The following is a 20970-nucleotide window of genomic DNA, read 5'->3' as shown; positions in this document are numbered from 1 at the left end:
GGAGGATTACGATGACAAAGACAACAGATGGCGATCTACTGTTAAAGAATATTAATGCACAAGCCCCCTTCCCTATTTGCTTTACAGATTTAGAAAAGGCTGTTGCAGAAAAATTGGAAGCTGGTCCGTTTGGCTACATCCGTTCAGGTGCTGGGGGTGAGCAAACATTACAAAATAACCGCGCAGCCTTTGAAAAATACTCTATTATTCCACGTTTTTTACATGACGTTTCAAGTATTGATACATCGATTGAGCTGTTCGGAAAAGTACATCCAACGCCTTTCTTATTTGCTCCTGTTGGCATGAACAGAATGGCACATGACGAGGGAGAGCTTGCCGTTGCACGTGCAGCATATCAGTTAAAAATCCCTTATATTCAAAGTACAGTTTCAAGCTATGCACTTGAGGATGTAGCACAAACAGCTCCTACTGCTACTAAATGGTTTCAATTATATTGGTCAACAAATGAAGAAATTGCATATAGTATGGCCTCTCGAGCCGAGGCTGCTGGTTTTGAGGCTATTGTTTTAACTGTAGATACAGTCATGCTCGGCTGGCGTGAAGAAGATGTTCGCAATCAATTTTCACCATTAAAGCTTGGGTATGCACGAGGAAACTATATGAATGATCCTGTTTTTACTGCTTCCTTACCAGATGATTCATTCGAGTCATATGTACAGGGCGTTTTGCAAAATGTGTTCCATCCAACATTAAATTGGGACAATGTACGTGAATTAAAGCGCCGATCTAATCTCCCCATTTTACTGAAGGGAATCTTACATCCTGAAGACGCAAAACTAGCTATAGAGAACGGCATTGACGGTATTATCGTATCAAACCATGGTGGTCGTCAATTGGATGGCGTAATTAGTTCACTTGATGCTCTTCCTGACATTGTGAAAGCTGTAAAAGGACGAATTCCTGTTATTTTAGATAGCGGTGTGTATCGAGGTATGGATGCTCTTAAGGCACTCGCTTTAGGGGCAGATGCTGTTGCCATTGGCCGTCCCTTCGTCTACGGTCTTGCACTAGAAGGACAGCAAGGAGTCGAAAAAGTAATGACGAATTTATATGATGAATTAAAAGTTTCTATCGCATTAGCGGGGGCAATATCTATAAAGGGCCTACGCGATATTACATTGGTGAAAAAAGATGGCGTCGATCGTTAATGAATTGATACTGATGGACGTATCGAACAGCTAAAAGCAGCGAAAGTCATACATTCAAAATAAAGCAGTCCTGCATTTCGGGGTGGCAATCCGTCACTTCGACTGTTTTATCCGGCATTTCGAGGCGGCTTTCCGTCGCTTTGGCTCTTCTATCCTTCCGAATCATAAAAAGGGCTACCTCACTATTGAGGCAGCCCAATTTTTTTATTGAATAACGCCTAGCTCACGGCCGACTTTTTCATAGATTGCAAGAGCATCGTCCAGCATTTCTTTTGTATGTGCCGCTGTAGGCATGTTACGAACACGTCCTGTGCCTTTTGGAACCGTTGGGAAAACGATTGATTTAGCGTAGACGCCTTCTTCAAATAAGCGACGTGAAAATTCCTGCGTAAGTTTTTCTTCACCAATAATACAAGGTGTAATTGGTGTTTCAGATTCGCCGATATTAAAGCCTAATTTTGCAAGACCTGCTTTTAAATAGTTGCCATTTTCCCAAAGCTTATCGTGTAGCTCTGTGGAGTCAATTAGCATTTGCACTGCCGCTGTAATTGCAGCAACATCACCTGGTGGTAATGCTGTCGAGAATAAAAATGGACGAGAGCGTACTTTCAGCCAGTCAATTAAATTTTTCTTACCTGCTACATAGCCACCAACAACACCAATTGCTTTAGATAGTGTACCAATTTGGAAGTCGATTTCTTTTTCTAAACCGAAATGCTTCACAGTACCTTTTCCTTTACCCGTTACACCCGATCCATGTGCATCATCGACATACGTTATTAAATCAAACTCTTTCGCAATCTCAACGATTTCTGGTAATTTTGCAATATCACCGTCCATTGAGAATACGCCATCAGTAATGATCATGATTTTATTGTATAAGCCGGATTCTTTTGCTTCCTTTGCCTTTGCACGTAAATCATCCATATCTGAGTGATTAAAGGCAATGATTTTCGCACGTGATAAACGACAGCCATCAATAATCGATGCATGGTTTAATTGGTCTGAAAGAATCGCATCATTTTTATCCATAACAGCCGAAATAGCTGCCATATTACAGTTAAAACCTGATTGATAAGAGATAGCTGCTTCTGTTCCTTTAAATTCAGCAAGCTTTTCCTCTAATTTTACGTGTAAATCAAGTGTGCCGTTAATCGTACGGACTGCTCCAGCCCCCACACCGTATGTCTCAATTGTTTCTTTGGCAATACGCTTTAAATCTTCATTCGTTGCTAAGCCAAGATAGTTGTTTGATGATAGATTAACTAGATTTTTGCCACGTACCTGAATAATTGGGCCGTTTGCTCCCTCTACTGGATCAATTTCATTGTATAAGCCTTGATTGTGTAAGGCTTGTAGGTTTTCATCTAAAAATGCATTCAATACTTTTGACAAGCGTATCATCCTTTCCTAGGAAAACTGTTCTAGTCCCTAGTGTAGCACAAGGATGCTATTAGAAAAATTACTTTGTTAATCTTTCGAATAGTGGGGCAGTTTTTTCTCGCCAAAGAGATGACGATATACAATTATCTAATAATCGACGGACTGTATACTCCACTTCCGCATAACGCTTCGAATAACCCATTGCATCCTGCATTGCTTCTTTATACTTTGCCCGAATATCTTCAATTTGAGCTTCTGCTTCCTGTGAAATTGCGCAATGCTTCCCTATATCGAAAATTTCATCCCCTAGCCTTCCGTCCTGTGGGTCAAAGACATGAGGCTCTGTACTATCAAAGATGCAGAAATTCAATTCCGGGATAATAACCATATCAACAGAGTTTGAATCCAAGCCGCACCAAATAATTTGTGCATCGAGCCCTCTCGAATTTGCTTCGTCTGCTAAACCTTTCATTAAAGAAGATTTACCTGTACCTGGCTTCCCTTTAATCATCAATCTTCGAGCTACATTTCTTGTCATACTTTCTACTGTATTTTCGGCCCCCCTCGGTGTTAATGTTCCGAGTAAGCGATGTGTGCGCATTCCTGTTTTATTTAAGACAATCGATTGGAAAACATCTGTCTTTAAATTTTCAACCTGGTCATTTAATGCCTGCCAGTTCATACAGCTCTGTGTGACTACTTCCCAATCATCATGGATCTTTATAGCACTATTCAGCTTCGAAATACACTTCTCACGCCAAGACTCTCGTTCCGTCATTGCATCAGCGAGCTGTTCGCCAGCCCTTTCAAGCTGGATTTCTTCTAAACAATCATAAAACGACATCACCCGATGCTTGGTGCCAAGGAAAATCGGTTCAATCCCCCACCCCGATGACCATACAAATAGTCGATTACATCCTTGAACATATACTGCCTCAACAATATCCTCCAACAAAGCATGCTTAAACCACTCCACCGCAAAGCCTTGCTTCACATAAAAATAACCTAGCTCTTTAATAAGCTCTGATCCTTTAAACGTAGGCGCACCTTGCAAAATATAAACTAATTCTGCCTCATCCATCAGTTCTTTATATAAATGTTTAATTCCTTGCCCAGTCAGTGCGTGCCCATAATAATAGGTCACATTTCCGTTCAATTTCGATCCCCCTTTATCATATGCCTTGCATTATATGAAGCAACTTAAAAAAAAATGAAAAGCTACTTCTATCTTTCACAGATAAAAGTGGCTTCCCATTTAATAGAATGGCTTCATTTCCTCGACATTGCCAATACACTTCATTAATACCTTCCGACAATAAGGTAATGAATATTGCACAATATAGCCTGATGTTAAAGCAATGACCACTGTACCAACGCCAACGGGACCACCAAGTAGCCATCCAAAAATCGTGACAAACACCTCAATACCCATTCGCGCTGTTTTAATTGTCCCTCCAAACTTTTCAACTAGAATCATCATTAAAGTATCCCGCGGCCCCGCTCCCATATTAGGTGCAATATACATGCCACAACCAAAGCTTAAAACAAATAAACCGACTACAAAATATGTTACCTGTAAGCCATAACTATTTGTGGACGGCAATAACCAATTAAAGACATCTATAAATGACCCAATCAGTAGCATGTTAAGCCATGTCCCTACCTTTGGCCATTCTCGCAAAACAATTGAGGTAGATACTACAATGAAAAGCCCAGTTAAAATAGACCAAGTACCGATTGATAAACCAAAGTTCTGAAATAAACCTACATGCAACACATCCCAAGGACTGGTTCCTACGATTTTCCCTTTAATGGACATTGTTATTCCAAGTGACATCACCATTAAACCACCAATAAAAAATGTCCATCGCCACCCTGTAATTTTCCTCATTTTTCCATTCCCCACTCTATGTATGATATATACTCTAAACGTACCATATTTTCTACAAAATTTGCAGAGGATGAATTTTGACTGCTTTCATCGAAAAAAAGTTCCTCAAAGTATCTTAAACAGTGCACATATAGTGCAATCAGACCTGGTTCCACTTCTCTGAGCGGAGTTTTCATGTAGTTGAGCGTTTTTGGACTACCTGAGCGGTTCTACTGCTTAGCTGAGCAGATTTTTCGCCTACCTGACACCCCAAATAAAATAAAAAAACTACCCAGCCTATCATTCTTGGGTAGTGGTAATTGGTGCGAGCTTTGCCTTTGTCGCAGCGACTAAATCATCTAGTTGTAAGTGGACTTGCATGCCGATTTTTCCGGCGCTCACAATAATACTTCCTTGCTCTTGAGCTGACGCATCGATGACAGTTGGATAAAGCTTCTTCATGCCGACAGGAGAGCATCCACCTCGTACATATCCTGTATAGCCAAGTAACTCCTTGACCGGGAGCATGTCGATTTTTTTCTCTTCTACAACCTTTGCAGCAGCTTTTAAATCAAGCTCATCTGCTACAGGAATAACAAATACGAAAAGCTTTTGTGCACTTGCCTTTGCTACTAATGTTTTGAAAACACGAGAAGCTGGGTGACCAATTTTTTCGGCAACCGAAATTCCGTCAACTAGGCCGTCACCAGTCTCATATTCAATTACTTCGAATTGTATTTTTTGTTGCTCCAATAATCTTATAGCATTCGTTTTCGCATGCTTTGCCTTTGCCATGTTAAAAAAAACCCCTATCTGCAGCATTAGGCTATCATAGAGAACATAGAGTCTTTTCCTGGTAGATAGCCGTCTTTCGCCATTTGAATATGAGTAACATATTTTTCAGAAGCATATTTAAATGTTCTCGCCTTATATGCCTCCGCATAACTCTTACCGAAAATTGTATCTGCAAATGGATCCAATTTCAATTCTTTAGAAAAACGTTCTGGAACTTTAACTTCAATCACTTCACGTACAAAAGCATGCTCAAGGTCATCTACTTCTTGAACATTTAATTGCGCTTGCATGTCCTGTATTTGAGCATTCGCACTTGCCACTACACGTAAATCCTGTGATGATGGCTGCACGTGTCCTAGCGCTGTATTCCGCACCTGCTCTAATATTTGTAACGTCTCCTTGGCATTCGCATCATCTGCTATAGGCACTACCTCATCTAAATGCTCTAGTTGTAAATGTTCAAGAGCTTCAGCTTTTTGTGTTTGCTCATAAGTAAGCGCATTCTTTTTTGTTTGTTGCAAATCTTGAATGGTTGCTTGCTGTTGAGGCGTGATTTCTTTTGATTCTTCTTTTTGTTGCTCATAGAGTTCTTGATCTGTATGCCCTAATAGTAAATTTTCTAGCTCAAGCAATAATGGATTTTTCTTTGGCTGAAAATACAGTGCATTTTTTCGATATGCATCACCAGCTTGTTTTCGCTGTAAAATCTTTTTACGATTATAGTGTGATGAAATTCTTTCATGCTCTATTAAACTTGATAATTTCATATAAATTCACCTCGGCTTTCTTATTTAATATGCAAGTCAAATAATAGATATGATAATATCTTTTATTAACTATATCCATACCATCAAAACAGTTTCTGTACATTCATTATCGGAATTTTCTTTATTAAGTTCAAGAGCAAATTAATACTAAGCTCCTAAAGGAATAATCCATTTTCGACAAGATAGGTATAAAGACCTTCGATAAAATCCGTTTTTCCATTCATTTATTACTTCAATATTCAATTTCATTAAAAATTATCACCGTTATCACTTTTTAAATAGTGGTAATTTACCTCTAAAAAAAACAGCCCTTTGGCAAGGACTGTTTCTATCTATTTTTTTTAGGTTTAATAAGTATACTTTTATAGACTACGTAACCAAGCCATGCTCCAAGTGTATTTAATATCAAATCATCAATATCTGCTGATCCGACCGTAAAAATAAATTGTATAGATTCTACCGCTAAGCTAGAGAAAAAGCCTATACAAATAACTGTCCAAGCTTTACGAAACTTTTTTGATAATAGTGGTAGTAAAAAGCCCATTGGGGTAAATATTAATAAATTGCCGAGTAAATTAATAATAATGATATCAAAATTAAAATACTGAGAGTAATTAATATAACGAAGAATTGTACCAAAGGGAACAAAATTTGTAGTTAATCGCCAGTCACTATAATCAAACAGCCCTAATTCATCAAGAGAATATTCGCCATTGAATAAAATAATGGCTACATTCACTAGACGATCAATGACCAGTTTATAAAAAGCTATAATGGAATAGATACAAAAAAATATCCACCCTGTTAACTTTATCGGTAAATAATATGTATCTATCAATGAACGATAAGGTAACGGTAGCTTGGCACTACCCTGTATATTATTTTTTGTCATGCCTCTACCACCTACTTCCCTGTATCCTCTCATCATTTTAATATGCTCTACTTCCCCAAGCAAGTGGTAATAATAAGATCGGTAAAGCATTTTAAGACATAATCGGAGTACTTAAATTCTTCCCCCTTATACTATACGTCTGTCCAAGTTCAAATATATCATCCTTGGTTTTCAGTGATGCACAAAAAAGCTGCCTCAATTAAACTGAGACAGCATTATTTCAGAATTTATACTGGATTTACTCCATGTTTACGTTCTGAGAATAATAAGTATTTTGACATATAGAGCTCTAAACGTGATTCGAGTGCTTTTCTTAAATCATTCGGCTCAATAACATCGTCAATGATAAGCTCTGAAGCTAGACGATAGACATCGATTTCCTCTTGATATTCTTTGCGTTTCTCTGCAATAAAGCTTGCCTGCTCCTCTTTTGGAAGTTCAGCAATTTTATTTGCATATACTGCGTTGACCGCAGCTTCAGGACCCATTACAGCAATTTGTGCGTTAGATAGTGCAATACAGCAGTCTGGCTCAAAAGCAGGACCTGCCATTGCATACAGCCCCGCACCATATGCCTTACGTACAATGACCGTTAATTTAGGAACGGTCGCCTCGCTCATTGCGAAAATCATTTTTGCACCATGGCGTATAATCCCAGCTTTTTCAACCTGCGTACCAATCATAAAGCCTGGTACATCTGCTAGGAAAAGAAGCGGAATATTAAACGCATCACAAAGCGAAATGAACTTTGCTGCTTTATCAGCTGAATCGTGGAACAAAACGCCTCCCTTTACGCGTGGTTGATTAGCGATAATTCCAACGGATTGCCCATTAATGCGGCCTAGCCCTGTAATTAATTCTGGAGCAAATAATTTTTTCACTTCACAAAACGAATCTTCATCAATAATACGTTCAATTAGCTTATACATATCAAAAGGAACGTTTTGATTTTTTGGTATTAGCTCATCAATCGATTTATCAAATGAAGCTGGTGGCTTTGGAGCCTCAACCTTACCGCGCTCTGCATAGTTGTTCGGGAAATAGCTCAAATATTTACGAGCATAGGCAATTGCTTCTTGCTCCGTTTTAGCAAGCACATCTCCGCAACCGGAAACAGAACAGTGCATTTTCGCTCCACCCATTGTTTCCAAATCTACCTTCTCACCAATAACCATTTCCGCCATACGTGGTGATCCTAAATACATCGATGCATTGCCCTCTACCATGACTACAATATCGCAGAATGCAGGAATATATGCTCCCCCTGCTGCAGAAGGTCCAAACAGTAGGCATATTTGAGGGATTTTACCTGAAAGCTTTACCTGATTATAGAAAATGCGCCCTGCTCCTCTTCGACCAGGAAACATTTCTAATTGATCTGTAATACGTGCACCTGCTGAATCGACTAGATACAGTAATGGGCAATTTAGCTTTTCAGCTGTTTCTTGAATACGAATCATTTTTTCTACTGTACGTTTACCCCAAGAGCCAGCTTTAATCGTCGAATCGTTTGCTAATACACAAACAGTACGGCCATGGATTTTACCGATTCCTGTTACAACGCCATCTGCCGGTAAATCCCCAGCTAAGCAGTTTGCGTACAAGCCATCTTCTGATTGCAGCCCATCATCTAATAATAATTCGAGTCGTTCACGTACAAATAGTTTTCCTTGTTGTGCATTTTTATCGTGATATTTTGGCAGACCACCTGCTAAAATTTGTTCCTTCATTGTTTTAGTTGTATTTTCTGTCGGTACATTGCTCATATTTAATTCCTCCTTTTGCCCAATCGGTTACGCCTTAGCACAGATAATTAATAAATATACCTAGATCTCGGTTCATTATCATAACGTGAGGTTGATTTCCGTTACGGCTGGGCGCTTTTATCGCTGCCGCTTCGCTTTCGCGCAGTTAAAACATTTGTTGCTGTCGCTTCGCTTTCGCACAGATAAAACATTTGCCGCTGGCGCTTCGCTTTCGCGCAGAGCAGAGCTTCCTGGGGGCGTTCGATGAGCCGCTTTTGTTGCTACCGCTGCGTTAGCACTACGCTTTCGCACAGGAAACATCCGCTTCGCTGCAGGGTCTCGGCCAACACGATATTGGTCACGAAGGCGTTATCACAGGATGTGATGGTTTTAGCCTTCGTTCCTTTTTTCGCTGATCCCCTAGGAGTCGCCCAGCCTTCACTCCAATCAACTTATATGCATTGCATATGTTTTAACAAAATATCGTTTCAACCTTCTGATGGTGGACCAAAATCTATTAGAAATACTTGTATGGCTCATCACCATATCGTGGATTTGATTTGATTTCCTTTACACTTAGCGCTTCCCTGAGGGCTCCCCAAGAAGTCACTAGCCTCCACTTTTTGATGATACGCCTATTTTTTAATATCCTACTTTAAATCCTTCATCAGAGTCTTTATTTCCCTAAGTAATGCGGTGTTCGCTTTTCCTGGAAAGCAAGTAAACCCTCTATTCGATCTTCTGTAGGAATCAGAGCATTATATGCAAGTGATTCGATTTTTAAGCCCGTAGCTAAATCGACTTCAACACCTTGATTCATGGCGATTTTCGCCTGTACTAAAGAAAGTGGGGCATTTTTGGCCATTTCAAGTGCAAGCTGCAGAGCCTTTTCAAGTACTTCATGTCCTTCATGAACATACTCTACAATACCGTAGCTTCTTGCTTCCTCTGCATTTAATCGTCGTGCTGTATAAATTAATTCCTTCGCTTTTCCAATGCCAATGAGTCGTGGAAGTCGTTGTGTGCCTCCTGCCCCCGGGATGATGCCGAGAGATGTTTCCGTAAGGCCTATCTTTGCATGTGCAGCTGCAAGGCGTAAATCACAGGCTAACGCTAGTTCGAGTCCGCCACCAAAAGCAACGCCATTTAGTACGGCAATAACTGGTTGAGCGAGTGCTTCTACTTTTGCCACTGTTGCACCAATTAATTGCACAATCTGCTTTACTTGTCGGTCTGACATCCCTTTACGCTCTTTTAAATCTGCTCCTGCGCAAAAAGCTTTTTCCCCTGCCCCCGTTAGTAGGACAACTCGCACTGCCGGATCACCGTTTATGTTGTCGAGAGTCGTACTAAGTTCTTGGAGTAATTGTACAGACATTGCATTCGCAGCTTCAGGTCTCGAAAGTGTAATAAGCCCAATGCAACCATCTAATAATTCAAAACGAACGAGCTGGGTCATAATTGACTCGCACTCCTTTCATTACGGACAATCGCCATTTGTTTAGAGGCAACTGCCTTCCCTAGTTTCTGTTCAATAAATAGCGCCGCCTCTAGCACTTTATTCAGTTCTACACCCGTTTTAATTCCCATTCCATCTAATAAATACAATAAATCTTCCGTGGCTACATTACCCGATGCTCCTTTAGCATACGGACAGCCCCCAAGTCCACCAAGCGCACTATCAAACTTCGTTATTCCCATTTCTAAAGATTGAACAATATTCGCTAGTGCTGTGCCACGTGTATCGTGGAAATGCATCGCAAAATTTTCAACAGGGTATCTTTTTAGCAATTCTTCTAAAAGACTTTCCACCTGTGTCGGAACACCAACACCAATCGTGTCACCAAGTGAAATTTCATCGACACCCATTTCTAACAATTTTTCTGTTACTCGCAAAACCTTTTCTGGTTGTATGTAGCCTTCATACGGGCACCCAATCACCGTTGAGATATAGCCTCGTACGTTTTTATGTGCTGCCTTTGCCCCTATAACTACTTCCTCTAATATCGGAAATGTTTCATTAATCGTTTTATTAATATTACTTTGATTGTGGCTTTCACTTGCCGACATAAAAACGCTCACTTCATCTACTTCTGCCTGCAATGCACGTTCTAAGCCACGCATGTTCGGTACTAGCGCCGCATACGTGATATCTTTTTGGCGTTTAATAGCTTGAAGCACCTCCACTGCATCTGCCAGCTGTGGAATCCACTTCGGATGCACAAAAGACGTTACCTCGATATAATTCAATCCAGTTTGACTAAGTAAATTCACTAGCTGTACTTTATCGGCAGTTGCAAGATGCGTTTTCTCATTTTGCAAACCGTCACGAGGACCTACTTCCTTTAACGTTACCTGCTTTGGTAGCTGCATAAAGAAGCCTCCTTATTCGATTTCTAAAATATCATCATCAACGTTAATGAAATCCCCTTCGTTCGCGATGATTTTTGTTACTACACCATCTTCTTCTGCTGCAATAGGAATCTCCATTTTCATAGACTCTAAAATTGCCACATCTTGTCCTGCTGTCACTTTCTCGCCCTCTGCTACAACGATTTTCCATACTGTTCCTGCCATGCTCGCTTTAACTGTTGCCATTGTAAATCCCTCCAAATGTATTAATGTATGGATAACGCATTCGCACTAATTGTTTAAGTGCGAATGCTTTGTAAAATGATCATTTTGTCTCTGCTAATTGAGGTAGATAATATTCATCTACAAATTTAGTTGTTGTATAGCCCTTCAAAAATTGTTCATGTGTGACTGTTTTCAACAGCATCGGAATATTTGTTTGAATTCCTTCTACCTTATAAGCTTTCAGTGCCTCAATAAGTCTTTCACACGCAATTGCTCGTGTTTCTCCCCACACCACTAATTTGGTAATCATTGGATCGTAAAAAGGTGTTACCGTAGTGCCAGCCTCTACGCCACATTCATGGCGAATACCTTCACCAGTAGGTAATTCAAAAGCCGTAATTGTGCCTGGAGAAGGGAAAAATGTCGATGGATTTTCGGCGTAAATGCGTACTTCAATCGCATGCCCTTTTCTTTGAATACTTTCGCGAGTAAATGCTAATGGTTGTTTTGCCGCAATCTTTAATTGCTCCTCTACAAGATCCAGCTTTGTAATTTCCTCAGTTACCGGATGTTCCACTTGTAAGCGCGTATTCATCTCTAAGAAATAAAAGTTTTGCTCCGCATCTACTAAATACTCAATCGTTCCAGCATTCACATAGCCAATATGCTGAACTGCCTTGACTGACGCATCTAGCATACGCGCTCTTGTTTCTTCAGAAATGAAAGGAGATGGTGCTTCCTCCACTACTTTTTGATTTCTACGTTGAATGGAGCACTCGCGTTCAAATAGTGGTACGACATTGCCATCGTGATCCGCAATAATTTGTACCTCAACGTGATGAGGATTAGCAATAAATCGTTCCATATACATCGTGCCATCACCAAAGAATGACTGTGCACGCTTTTGATTTCCCTCAAAGGCTTTTGCCAATTCCTCTGCATTTTCTACAAGCTGCATTCCGATACCCCCACCGCCAGCAGAGGCTTTTAACATAATCGGATAGCCTAGACGAGAAGCAATTTCAATAGCTTCTGTTACGTCTTTCACTGGTGTCTCTACGCCTTCAACAATTGGTACACCTGCTGCCTTCATTGTTTTCCGGGCTTCTAATTTACTACCCATCGAAGCAATAACGCCTGCACTAGGCCCAATAAAAACTAAGCCCGCCTCTGTACAACGTTTAGCAAACTCAGCGTTTTCTGATAATAAGCCATAGCCTGGATGAACAGCTTCAGCACCGCTTTCCTTCGCCACTTCAAGAATACGATCAATATTTAAATAGCTTTGCGCAACAGGTGGTTTTCCGATACAGAACGCCTCATCCGCATCCTTAACATGTAAGCTTTCAGCGTCTGCCTCGGAATACACCGCTACTGTTTGAACGTTTAGTCGTTTGCATGTTCTTATAACACGCCTTGCTATCTCTCCACGATTTGCAATTAAAACCTTCTTGAACATAACACCGGCTCCCTTCTTACCTCACTACTGGAACAAAACTCTCTCTTAATCTATACTTTTGAACTTTTCCTGATGCAGTCATCGGATAGTCGTCGATAAAGAAAATATGTCTTGGTATTTTATGTCTAGAGATTTTATCCCGACAATAATCCCGAATCTCTTCCTCTGTCGCCTGCTCTCCTTCTCGCAAAATGATCCAAGCTGCCGCTTCCTCCCCATAAACAGGATCGGGAACACCTGCAACCTGCACATCTGCAATTTTTGGATATGTGTAAAGGAACTCTTCAATTTCTCGAGGAGATAAATTTTCACCGCCACGAATAATCATATCTTTTAAACGACCTGTTACACGCACATAGCCCGCCTCATCCATCGTTGCCAAATCCCCTGTATGCAGCCAGCCAGTCTCATCAATTGCAAGAAGCGTTTCTTCATGGTTTTTATAGTAACCTTTCATGACATGGTAGCCCCTCGTACATAGCTCCCCTTGCTCATTCGGCGCAGCTTCTTCGTTGGTACCAGGAATGACAATTTTAACTTCTAGATTTGGCAATGCACGGCCAACTGTTTCAACCTTTAACGACAGCGGGTCATCCGTTCTTGTTTGTGTAATAACAGGTGAAGATTCTGTTTGCCCATAACAGATAGTAATATCCTTCATACCCATTTTGTCGATAACAGCCTTCATAACCTCCATAGGACAGTTAGAGCCAGCCATTACTCCAGTACGCAACGTTGATAGATCAAAAGACGAAAAATTCGGCAAATTAAGTTCGCTAATGAACATCGTTGGTACGCCATGTAACGCTGTACATTTTTCTTTTTCAACCGTTTGTAACACCTCAGCAGGCGAAAATTCCTGAATTGGTACCATCGTCCCGCCACTAGTTGTAATTGCTAATGTTCCAATCACACAGCCAAAGCAATGGAAGAATGGAACAGGGATGCACAAGCGATCTTCAAAAGTTAAACGCATGCATTCTGCAATATTAATCGCATTATTAACTAAGTTATAATGCGTTAACATAACACCTTTCGGAAAACCTGTTGTTCCCGAAGTATATTGAATATTAATAACATCATCATAATGAAGTGCTTGCTGTCTTTGATCTAATTGCTCCTCTGTTATTTGCTCTGCAGCAGATAACACATCAGACCAGTTTAGCACTCCTGGGTATTTTGTCTCGCCAATTAAAATAACATTTTTCAATAAAGGTAGTCGCTTTGATTGCAAATTACCCGGTTCACAATGTTCAAGCTCTGGACATAACTCTTGCAGTGTATTCATAAAAGAATGGTCTCGATAATTTTCAATTAAAATAATCGTTTTTGCATCGGATTGTTTCAATAAATATTCCAACTCGCTTGAACGATAATTAGTGTTTACAGTGACGATTGGGGCACCCATTTTACCTGTACCAAATTGCAGCTGCACCCATTCTGGGACATTAGTCGTCCATACTGCAATATGATCACCCTTCTCTATTCCAAGAGCCATCAACCCTCTAGCTACTAAACGACTTTGCCGATTGAGCTCCTCATAGGTCATACGTAAATTCCTATCTGCATACACTAATGCTTCGCGTTGTGGATACTTTTCAGATCGTTCATCTAGCAATTGACCAATTGTTTGATACACAAGTTCTGCCATGAAAATCCCCCTTATTTTTAAGCTATTTAATATGATTAACAGCCAATTAGACGAGCAATAACGAGACGTTGAATTTCAGACGTTCCCTCACCGATTTCCATTAACTTAATATCACGCAGATGACGCTCTACGTCGTACTCTTTCATATACCCTGAACCACCGTGAATTTGAATTGCTTGATTACAAGTGCGGAAGCCCATTTCAGAAGCAAATAATTTTGCCATTGCCGCTTCCTTCCCGAATGGTTTCTTTTGGTCTTTAAGCCATGCCGCCTTATGTACTAACGTACGTGCAAGCTCTATTTCCATTGCCATATCGGCTAATTTAAATTGAATAGCCTGAAGTTTTGATATTGGTGCTCCAAATTGTTCACGTTCTTTTGCGTATTTTAATGCTTTTTCATAAGCTGCCTGTGCAATTCCTACAGATAATGCAGCAATGGAAATACGCCCTCCATCTAAAGTGTTTAAAAATTGACTAAATCCGCGTTTCTCATCCCCTAAAAGATTAGCTCTTGGTACACGCACATTTTGCAAAACAATTTCACACGTATTGGAGCCACGTACGCCCATTTTGTCGTAATTGCAGTTGATCGTTACGCCAGGAGTATTAGTTGGTACAATGATAGATGAGATAATTTTTTTACCATCTTCACGTTTACCTGTCACTGCTGTCACAATAATTTGACGTGCATGGCCAGCATTTGTGATCCAGCATTTTTCACCATTAATGATGTAATCATCACCATCAATTACTGCTGTTGTACGTGTCCCACCGGCGTCTGAACCTGCATTGGGCTCCGTTAAGCCAAACGATCCTAATGTTTCCCCCTTCGCTAACGGAACAAGCCATTCCTGCTTTTGCTCCTCTGTGCCGAAATTGTAAATAGGCGAAGCACCTAGACTAACTGCTGCTGCATAACTTAATCCTGTACCGCCACACGCACGACCGATTTCTTCAACAGCAAGTGCGTAGGACACAGTATCTCCACCTGAACCGCCGTACTCTTCAGGAAACGGGATACCTAATAAGCCTAGCTCTGCCATCTTTTTAAAGCTCTCTATTCTCATCGTCGATGTCTCGTCAACCTCACGAGCATACGGTTTAATTTCATTTTCAGCAAAATCACGCACCATGTCTCGAATCATCACTTGCTCTTTCGTTAGTTCAAAGTTCATCCCCAGTCCCCCTAATGTTTAATTTTGCCATAGCGGATTTCGTTCAGATGACAGTTATACACAAATAAGTACCGACTAGTCGGTTTGTTTTAAAAATTAATAAAACCAGTCCTAGCTACTGGCTACCCCATTACCATAAATTGAACCGCTTCTTCCATTGCTTGTTCAGTGACAATCGCACGCAATACCATATCCGTAAATACTTCTGTAATTTCCTCCATTGTTAAAGGACCTGACTGCTTAAACCATTTGTATGTCCAGTTGATCATCCCAACAATAGCCATTGTTACAATAGTACAAGGTAGTTCTGTACGAAAATCCTTTGTTTGTTGGCCTTCTTCTATGACTTTTTGTAAAACATCCCGATACTGATCTCGCTTTTTATGAATAATTTCACTATATTCCTCTGGCAATGAACGGCTTTCCTCATAAAAAACAGTAATATGTGCTTGATACATATCAAATACTTGTGTCAGTGTTTGCAGCATTGCACATAAACGTGTAATCGGTGTGTCGAATTTGTCATATGCCTCCTGTGACCGTTTAATAACATATGAAATAAATACATCGTGAATTTCATACAACAGTTCATCTTTCGATTTAAAATTATGATAAAATCCACCCTTTGAAGCACCAATGTATTCAACAATGCGATCAACAGTTACATTGTGATAGCCATCTTGTTGAAATAGCACTACAGAAGCGTCAACAATGCGTTGTTTTAACGTTTTCTTTACCATAGGCATCTATCATCCTTCTTATAACTCTTTACTCCATTACTCCTTATAATTTGAAAAAGTTTTGGGTCATCACCAAAATGTGTGGTTGATTTCCGTTCCGGCTGGGCGCTTTTATCGCTGACGCTTCGCTTTCGCACAGAGCAAAGCTTCCTGGTGGCGTCCGATGAGCCGCCTCACTCGCGATGCTCGCTCCAGGGTCTCGGGTCAACAGATGTTTTTTGCGCGAAAGCGTAGTGTTAACGTATCGGCAGCAAAGTGTTTTTGTCTGTGCGAATGCGTAGTGCAACGTAGCGACAGCAACAGCACCGATGTTGGTCACGAAGGCGTTATCACAGGACGTGATGGTTTTAGCCTTCGTTCCTCTAAATCGCTGATCCCCAAGGAGTCGCCCATCCTTCACTCCAATCAACTTACTCACATGGCATATGTTTTAGCAAAATGCCATCCATCTCTCGGTGACGAAACCTGATTTTTCTTAATTATAAAAAAACTATGACATCATTAATATAGCATTCCCAAAAATTAGTGTCTAGCACTGAAATAGATTTTGTTTAAAATTACGAGAATTTATTTTACATAAAGTAGAATTTTATAGAACACCACAGGTAAATGAACACACACTTATTGTATGATTTTCACCTTATTTTCATGACTAAAATCCTAAAAAAAATTCCCTAGTGCTAGACAAGTACACTAGAGAATCTTAAAAGCAGCTATGTTATAAGATACATAGAGAAGTGCGCCTTATGTCAATCATTACTATCACTTTTTTCTATTCTTTATCCCCTATTAACGGCTAGGGTCTATAAAGCTCGTAAAATAGCTCTCGTAATAATGTTCACACCGGTAAAAAGCCGCTCTCGATTAAAAGTCATTTTCGGATGATGTAATCCAGGTATTACACCACAACCTAAGCCAAGCATTGTTGCTTTAAGGTTCGGGCGCTCATACGTATAAAAATGAAAATCTTCTCCTCCAGGAGTGACGACTGGTGAAGCGCATGCTTTTTCACCGACTGTGTCAACAATAGCTGAATTCATATGTTGTAATGCCTCATCATTCACTAATGCTGCAACAATATGTGCATCTGCATGTAAGGAAATTTTCGCACCATACATCGCTTCTACCGATGCCTTTACACGTTCAATACCATCCGTGAGAGCTTGCATTACTTCATTAGTTTGCGCTCGTGCATCGATGCTAAATGTTGCTTTCCCCGGAATAATATTCGTAGAGGTCCCTCCTGCATTAAATTGCGTCATTTTGACCGACGCTGAGACATTTGGATCTGTCCAGATTTTTTGTAAACCTTCGACAATCGTTGCCCCTACCTCAATTGCATTAATGCCGAGTTCAGGCCGTGCACCATGTGCTTCTTCCCCAAGAATTGTCCCAGTAAAAAGCTTTGCAGCACCGTGGTACAATGCTGGCGCATACGTTCCATCCTGTAGTTCTTTTAACGGACGAACATGGACACCAAATAAGTATTCTAGATTATCTATTAGCCCCTTTTCAACGAATGCGCGAGCGCCCTGTGCCTTTTCTTCAGCAGGCTGGAAAAGAATACGTACTGCCCCGGGGAGTAAATGCTCCATATCCTTTAACACTAGTGCCGTCCCAATAGCCATCGTCATGTGACCATCATGACCGCAAGAATGATTAGCTTGAAACTTGCCATCAACTTCCTGCCATAGCGCATCAATATCCGTACGAAATCCGACTCTCGGTATCCCTTCCCCAATATCTACATACAGTCCCGTCATATCCTCGAACAACTGAGGCTCCATCTGTGCCTCCTTCAATAAATTGGCGATGTATTGCGTTGTCTTCTTTTCCTGCCAGCTAATTTCCGGATGCTCATGTAAATGTGTAAAAATATCAGCCAATCTAGGCTGTAAGTTTTGTAAAACTTGATTCATTGTATTCAACTCCATCGATTTGCTAAAAAGCTATTTTGGAAATCATCATATTTTACGCGTTGATTTTCATAATAGTCGTGATCTTGTGCAGTCATACCTGCAATTAGTGTATTTAAAAATGAAATCAGTGCTGGCATTGCGTCAATCGTAGACATTTCCTGTTGTTCATTCACAAAGGTAATCGTCGCATATTGCGTGATAGGTGCAATTTTAGAATCTGTAATACCAATAACCTCGCAATTTTTTCCTTGAAGTTCAGCTACAAATTGTATCGGTTCTTTAAAATAACGATGGAACGATAAAATAATGACCACACTATCCTCATCAATTTCTTGTAAAGCTCTAATGATTTCACTAGTTTCAAAATCTAAAAGCACTACGTTAGGACGTAGCATATTTAACGTAAAACACAACCATTGTGCCGCTAAATGAGAGGACCCATTCCCAACAATATAGATTTTTTTCTTCGTATGCAGAAGTAGTGAAGCACGATTAAAATCTTCCTCGTTAATGTTTTTAGCAATGTTTAAAATACTCGATGCATCCTTTTCCATCGTCTTTTCATAAAAACGTGGGGTCTCAAAAAGTACCTGCTTTGATTGCAAATAATTTTGCAAGCTACTAGTATTTCCTTCATTGAATAGCTGCATCGTAATCTCTCGCTGCAACTCAGCATAACCCGATAATCCTATAGCGTAGCAAAAGCGAATGACCGTCGTTTCTATTTACGCCGGCTTTTTCCCCTACATATGAAGCTGAATGAACACCAACAGTCTGTAAATTTTTGAGGATACAGATTGCTACCTTTTGCTGACTCTTTGAAAGGTCCTGATATTTATATTGAATGACTTGTTGAATTGTTTGATTATCCGCCAAGTACATCCTTTTTTATATTATTTTTGAAGTTTAAACTTCATTTTGCATAATACATAGCCTACCATATTTTTTCATAATTCAATTTTTTTCTGAAATCCCAGGTTTTCAAGACACCATATCTCCTTTCGCATACCATTTTTGCTATTTCATGTATAATAAAAAGCAAGCATATTACGATCTATAGTAAAGTAAAACGGGTGGTTGTTGAAATATGAAAAAGATTATGGTTGTTGGGGCATCTGGAGTTCTTGGTCAATTAGTTTGTAGTGAATTATTAAGAATATTTGATAATCAAATACAGTTAATAGTGACAGACTATAAAACTGAACGAGGAGAAAAATTAGCGAATTCTTTTAATACTGATGTTAAATTCCAATATCTAGATGTAAACAAAGAGGAAAATGTAAAGCAGGTAATAAAAAATAATGATATTGTAGTTGTAGTATTAAAACAGAAAAATCCATATATTCAAAAGGTATGTATAGAAAATAAAATATTATGTCTAGATGTTACACCATATTATGATTTTGTAGAAAAAGTTAACGAGCTTAATGAAGATGCAGAAAATAATGATGTAGGTTCAGTTGTAATGTCTGGATTTTTCCCCGGTTTATCAGGATTAATGGTAAAAAAGGCTATTTCAAATTTTTCAGAAGTGACCGAGATAAATGTTGGATTATTACAAAATACAAATGCTAAAGCTGGAATATCCGGAATTTTAGATATGTTAAATATTATTGCTCGACCAGCAAAGTTTGAAAACAAAGTTATATCTGGATTTACTAAAAAAAGAAAAATGGCTTTCCTTCATCACCTTAAAGAAAAAGAAGTGCGATTTATAGACCATTCAGAAAAAGCTTTCTTTAAAGACATGTTGGGCATTAACTCTATAAATTATTGGACTTCTTGGAATGTTAATACTTTCAATAAACTAGTATCTTTTTTAAGACATGTTGGTTTCATAGAAAATGTTCATAAGTACAAGGATTTTCTCTCAAAGGTTGTAAAACATAAGCCTCATAAAAACGAAAATGCTTTTCTTACGGTTGAAGTAAAAGGAATCATCGATCACAAAGAGAAGGTAAAAACATTAGCCTTATCCACCTTTTCTGATTATCATACAACAGCTATGGCAACTGCTTCTTTAGCAAAAATTGCCCAACAGAAAAATGTAAAAGGTGTAGTTTTCCCTTTTGAAATAACAGATATAGATGAATTGTTCTCCGAAATAAATTGCTCCGACATCGTCATTGAAGAAATTGAAAAATGAATGTAGTTATTCGTAAAAAATGTGCAAATCTAAAATTAGATTTGCACATTTTTCGCCTATTCATCAAACTTCATTCCTTTATATGGTGCTCCACAAATCGTCGTTTTCGTCATGACTATGCTTGGCATCTAGGATTGATTTAGATTGAGTGGCGTTATTTAGGAGAATCCCAAAAATATCATAAATCGCGATTCATTGACCGTTGTTTAATTTGAAAACCCGAACAATTAACTGAAGAAGAACACGGATTTGTTGCACAGTGGCACCATGAATATTTGCATACAAAACACAATTATCAAGCATTGAATCATATGCGTTATGTACTGAAAGCGACGACGATTAACAGAATGGTTCAAACGATATCAATTTCATATGTGTGGTGCCATCTATAAAATCGCAAAAACAGTGATAGCACGTGAAAAAGCGATGCTGGATAACATTATTTCACCGCTATCAATAAGTCATCAAAAGGCGTGGTTTTGGCTATCTAAATGAAGACTGTTTATTCCTTCGTTTACGTTTAGAAACAGGTCGTTGATTTTGTAACCCACGACTTTTGGTGGTGAGCCTAAAAAATTGTAAATAAAAAAGCCGAGGAATAAATCCTCGACTTTTCTAGGTGCCTAGCGACGTCCTACTCTCACAGGGGGAAGCCCCCAACTACCATCGGCGCTAAAGA

The 20970-nt window shown here is 39.5% G+C and carries 18 protein-coding genes; 2 read left to right on the top strand and 16 right to left on the bottom strand.

Translation table 11 applies throughout. The features are described 5' to 3' along the window. The first annotated feature begins 11 nt into the window (after positions 1-11). Positions 12-1169 (top strand): alpha-hydroxy acid oxidase, encoded by a 1158-nt coding sequence (locus ACQKNC_RS16900; protein WP_427425923.1) that lies wholly within the window; start codon positions 12-14, stop codon positions 1167-1169. 204 nt (positions 1170-1373) lie between these two features. Here ACQKNC_RS16900 and ACQKNC_RS16895 read toward each other — a convergent pair whose 3' ends face one another. The 16 genes from ACQKNC_RS16895 to ACQKNC_RS16820 form a co-directional block, all read right to left on the bottom strand. Continuing rightward, positions 1374-2573, bottom strand: a complete 1200-nt coding sequence (locus ACQKNC_RS16895) for a glycine C-acetyltransferase (protein WP_427425922.1) — start codon at positions 2571-2573, stop codon at positions 1374-1376. Between the two features lie 58 nt (positions 2574-2631). Next, positions 2632-3708, bottom strand: a complete 1077-nt coding sequence (locus tag ACQKNC_RS16890; RefSeq protein ID WP_427425921.1) for a nucleotide kinase — start codon at positions 3706-3708, stop codon at positions 2632-2634. Positions 3709-3807: 99 nt separating this feature from the next. Further along, positions 3808-4443, bottom strand: a complete 636-nt coding sequence (locus ACQKNC_RS16885) for a YczE/YyaS/YitT family protein (RefSeq protein ID WP_427425920.1) — start codon at positions 4441-4443, stop codon at positions 3808-3810. Between the two features lie 279 nt (positions 4444-4722). Then, entirely contained in the window at positions 4723-5217 is a 495-nt protein-coding gene (gene ybaK, locus ACQKNC_RS16880) for a Cys-tRNA(Pro) deacylase (RefSeq protein WP_427425919.1), read from the bottom strand. 26 nt (positions 5218-5243) lie between these two features. Next, positions 5244-5984, bottom strand: coding sequence for a hypothetical protein (locus ACQKNC_RS16875; RefSeq protein ID WP_427425918.1), 741 nt, complete (start codon positions 5982-5984; stop codon positions 5244-5246). Between the two features lie 328 nt (positions 5985-6312). Next, complete coding sequence (locus ACQKNC_RS16870; RefSeq protein WP_427425917.1) at positions 6313-6876, bottom strand: VanZ family protein; 564 nt, start codon at positions 6874-6876, stop codon at positions 6313-6315. A 227-nt stretch (positions 6877-7103) separates the two neighbouring features. Beyond that, positions 7104-8642 (bottom strand): acyl-CoA carboxylase subunit beta, encoded by a 1539-nt coding sequence (locus ACQKNC_RS16865; protein ID WP_427425916.1) that lies wholly within the window; start codon positions 8640-8642, stop codon positions 7104-7106. Between the two features lie 655 nt (positions 8643-9297). After that, a complete protein-coding gene (locus ACQKNC_RS16860) occupies positions 9298-10080 on the bottom strand; it encodes an enoyl-CoA hydratase (RefSeq protein WP_427425915.1) in 783 nt (260 codons plus the stop codon). After that, positions 10077-10994 (bottom strand): hydroxymethylglutaryl-CoA lyase, encoded by a 918-nt coding sequence (locus ACQKNC_RS16855; protein WP_427425914.1) that lies wholly within the window; start codon positions 10992-10994, stop codon positions 10077-10079. The genes ACQKNC_RS16860 and ACQKNC_RS16855 overlap by 4 nt, the downstream gene beginning before the upstream one ends. A gap of 12 nt (positions 10995-11006) precedes the next feature. Beyond that, the gene (locus ACQKNC_RS16850) at positions 11007-11219 is read right to left on the bottom strand and encodes an acetyl-CoA carboxylase biotin carboxyl carrier protein subunit (protein ID WP_031418413.1); all 213 of its coding nucleotides are present in this window, start codon (positions 11217-11219) and stop codon (positions 11007-11009) included. 79 nt (positions 11220-11298) lie between these two features. Continuing rightward, positions 11299-12657 (bottom strand): acetyl-CoA carboxylase biotin carboxylase subunit, encoded by a 1359-nt coding sequence (locus ACQKNC_RS16845; protein ID WP_427425913.1) that lies wholly within the window; start codon positions 12655-12657, stop codon positions 11299-11301. A 16-nt stretch (positions 12658-12673) separates the two neighbouring features. Next, entirely contained in the window at positions 12674-14308 is a 1635-nt protein-coding gene (locus tag ACQKNC_RS16840) for an AMP-binding protein (protein WP_427425912.1), read from the bottom strand. Between the two features lie 35 nt (positions 14309-14343). Then, on the bottom strand, positions 14344-15486 hold the full coding sequence (locus tag ACQKNC_RS16835) for an acyl-CoA dehydrogenase (RefSeq protein ID WP_427425911.1): 1143 nt from the start codon (positions 15484-15486) through the stop codon (positions 14344-14346). A gap of 122 nt (positions 15487-15608) precedes the next feature. Further along, entirely contained in the window at positions 15609-16226 is a 618-nt protein-coding gene (locus ACQKNC_RS16830; protein ID WP_427426045.1) for a TetR/AcrR family transcriptional regulator, read from the bottom strand. An 803-nt stretch (positions 16227-17029) separates the two neighbouring features. Further along, entirely contained in the window at positions 17030-18145 is a 1116-nt protein-coding gene (locus ACQKNC_RS16825) for a M20 peptidase aminoacylase family protein (protein WP_427425910.1), read from the bottom strand. Positions 18146-18150: 5 nt separating this feature from the next. After that, the gene (locus ACQKNC_RS16820; RefSeq protein ID WP_427425909.1) at positions 18151-18795 is read right to left on the bottom strand and encodes a MurR/RpiR family transcriptional regulator; all 645 of its coding nucleotides are present in this window, start codon (positions 18793-18795) and stop codon (positions 18151-18153) included. Positions 18796-19232: 437 nt separating this feature from the next. Between ACQKNC_RS16820 and ACQKNC_RS16815 the strand changes: the two genes are divergently transcribed. After that, on the top strand, positions 19233-20291 hold the full coding sequence (locus ACQKNC_RS16815) for a saccharopine dehydrogenase NADP-binding domain-containing protein (protein WP_427425908.1): 1059 nt from the start codon (positions 19233-19235) through the stop codon (positions 20289-20291). The last annotated feature ends 679 nt before the right edge of the window (positions 20292-20970 follow it).

It is taken from the genome of Lysinibacillus sp. NPDC094177 (genome assembly GCF_050279145.1).
Lineage (GTDB): Bacteria > Bacillota > Bacilli > Bacillales_A > Planococcaceae > Lysinibacillus.
This window is presented reverse-complemented; position numbering and strand designations above follow the sequence as displayed.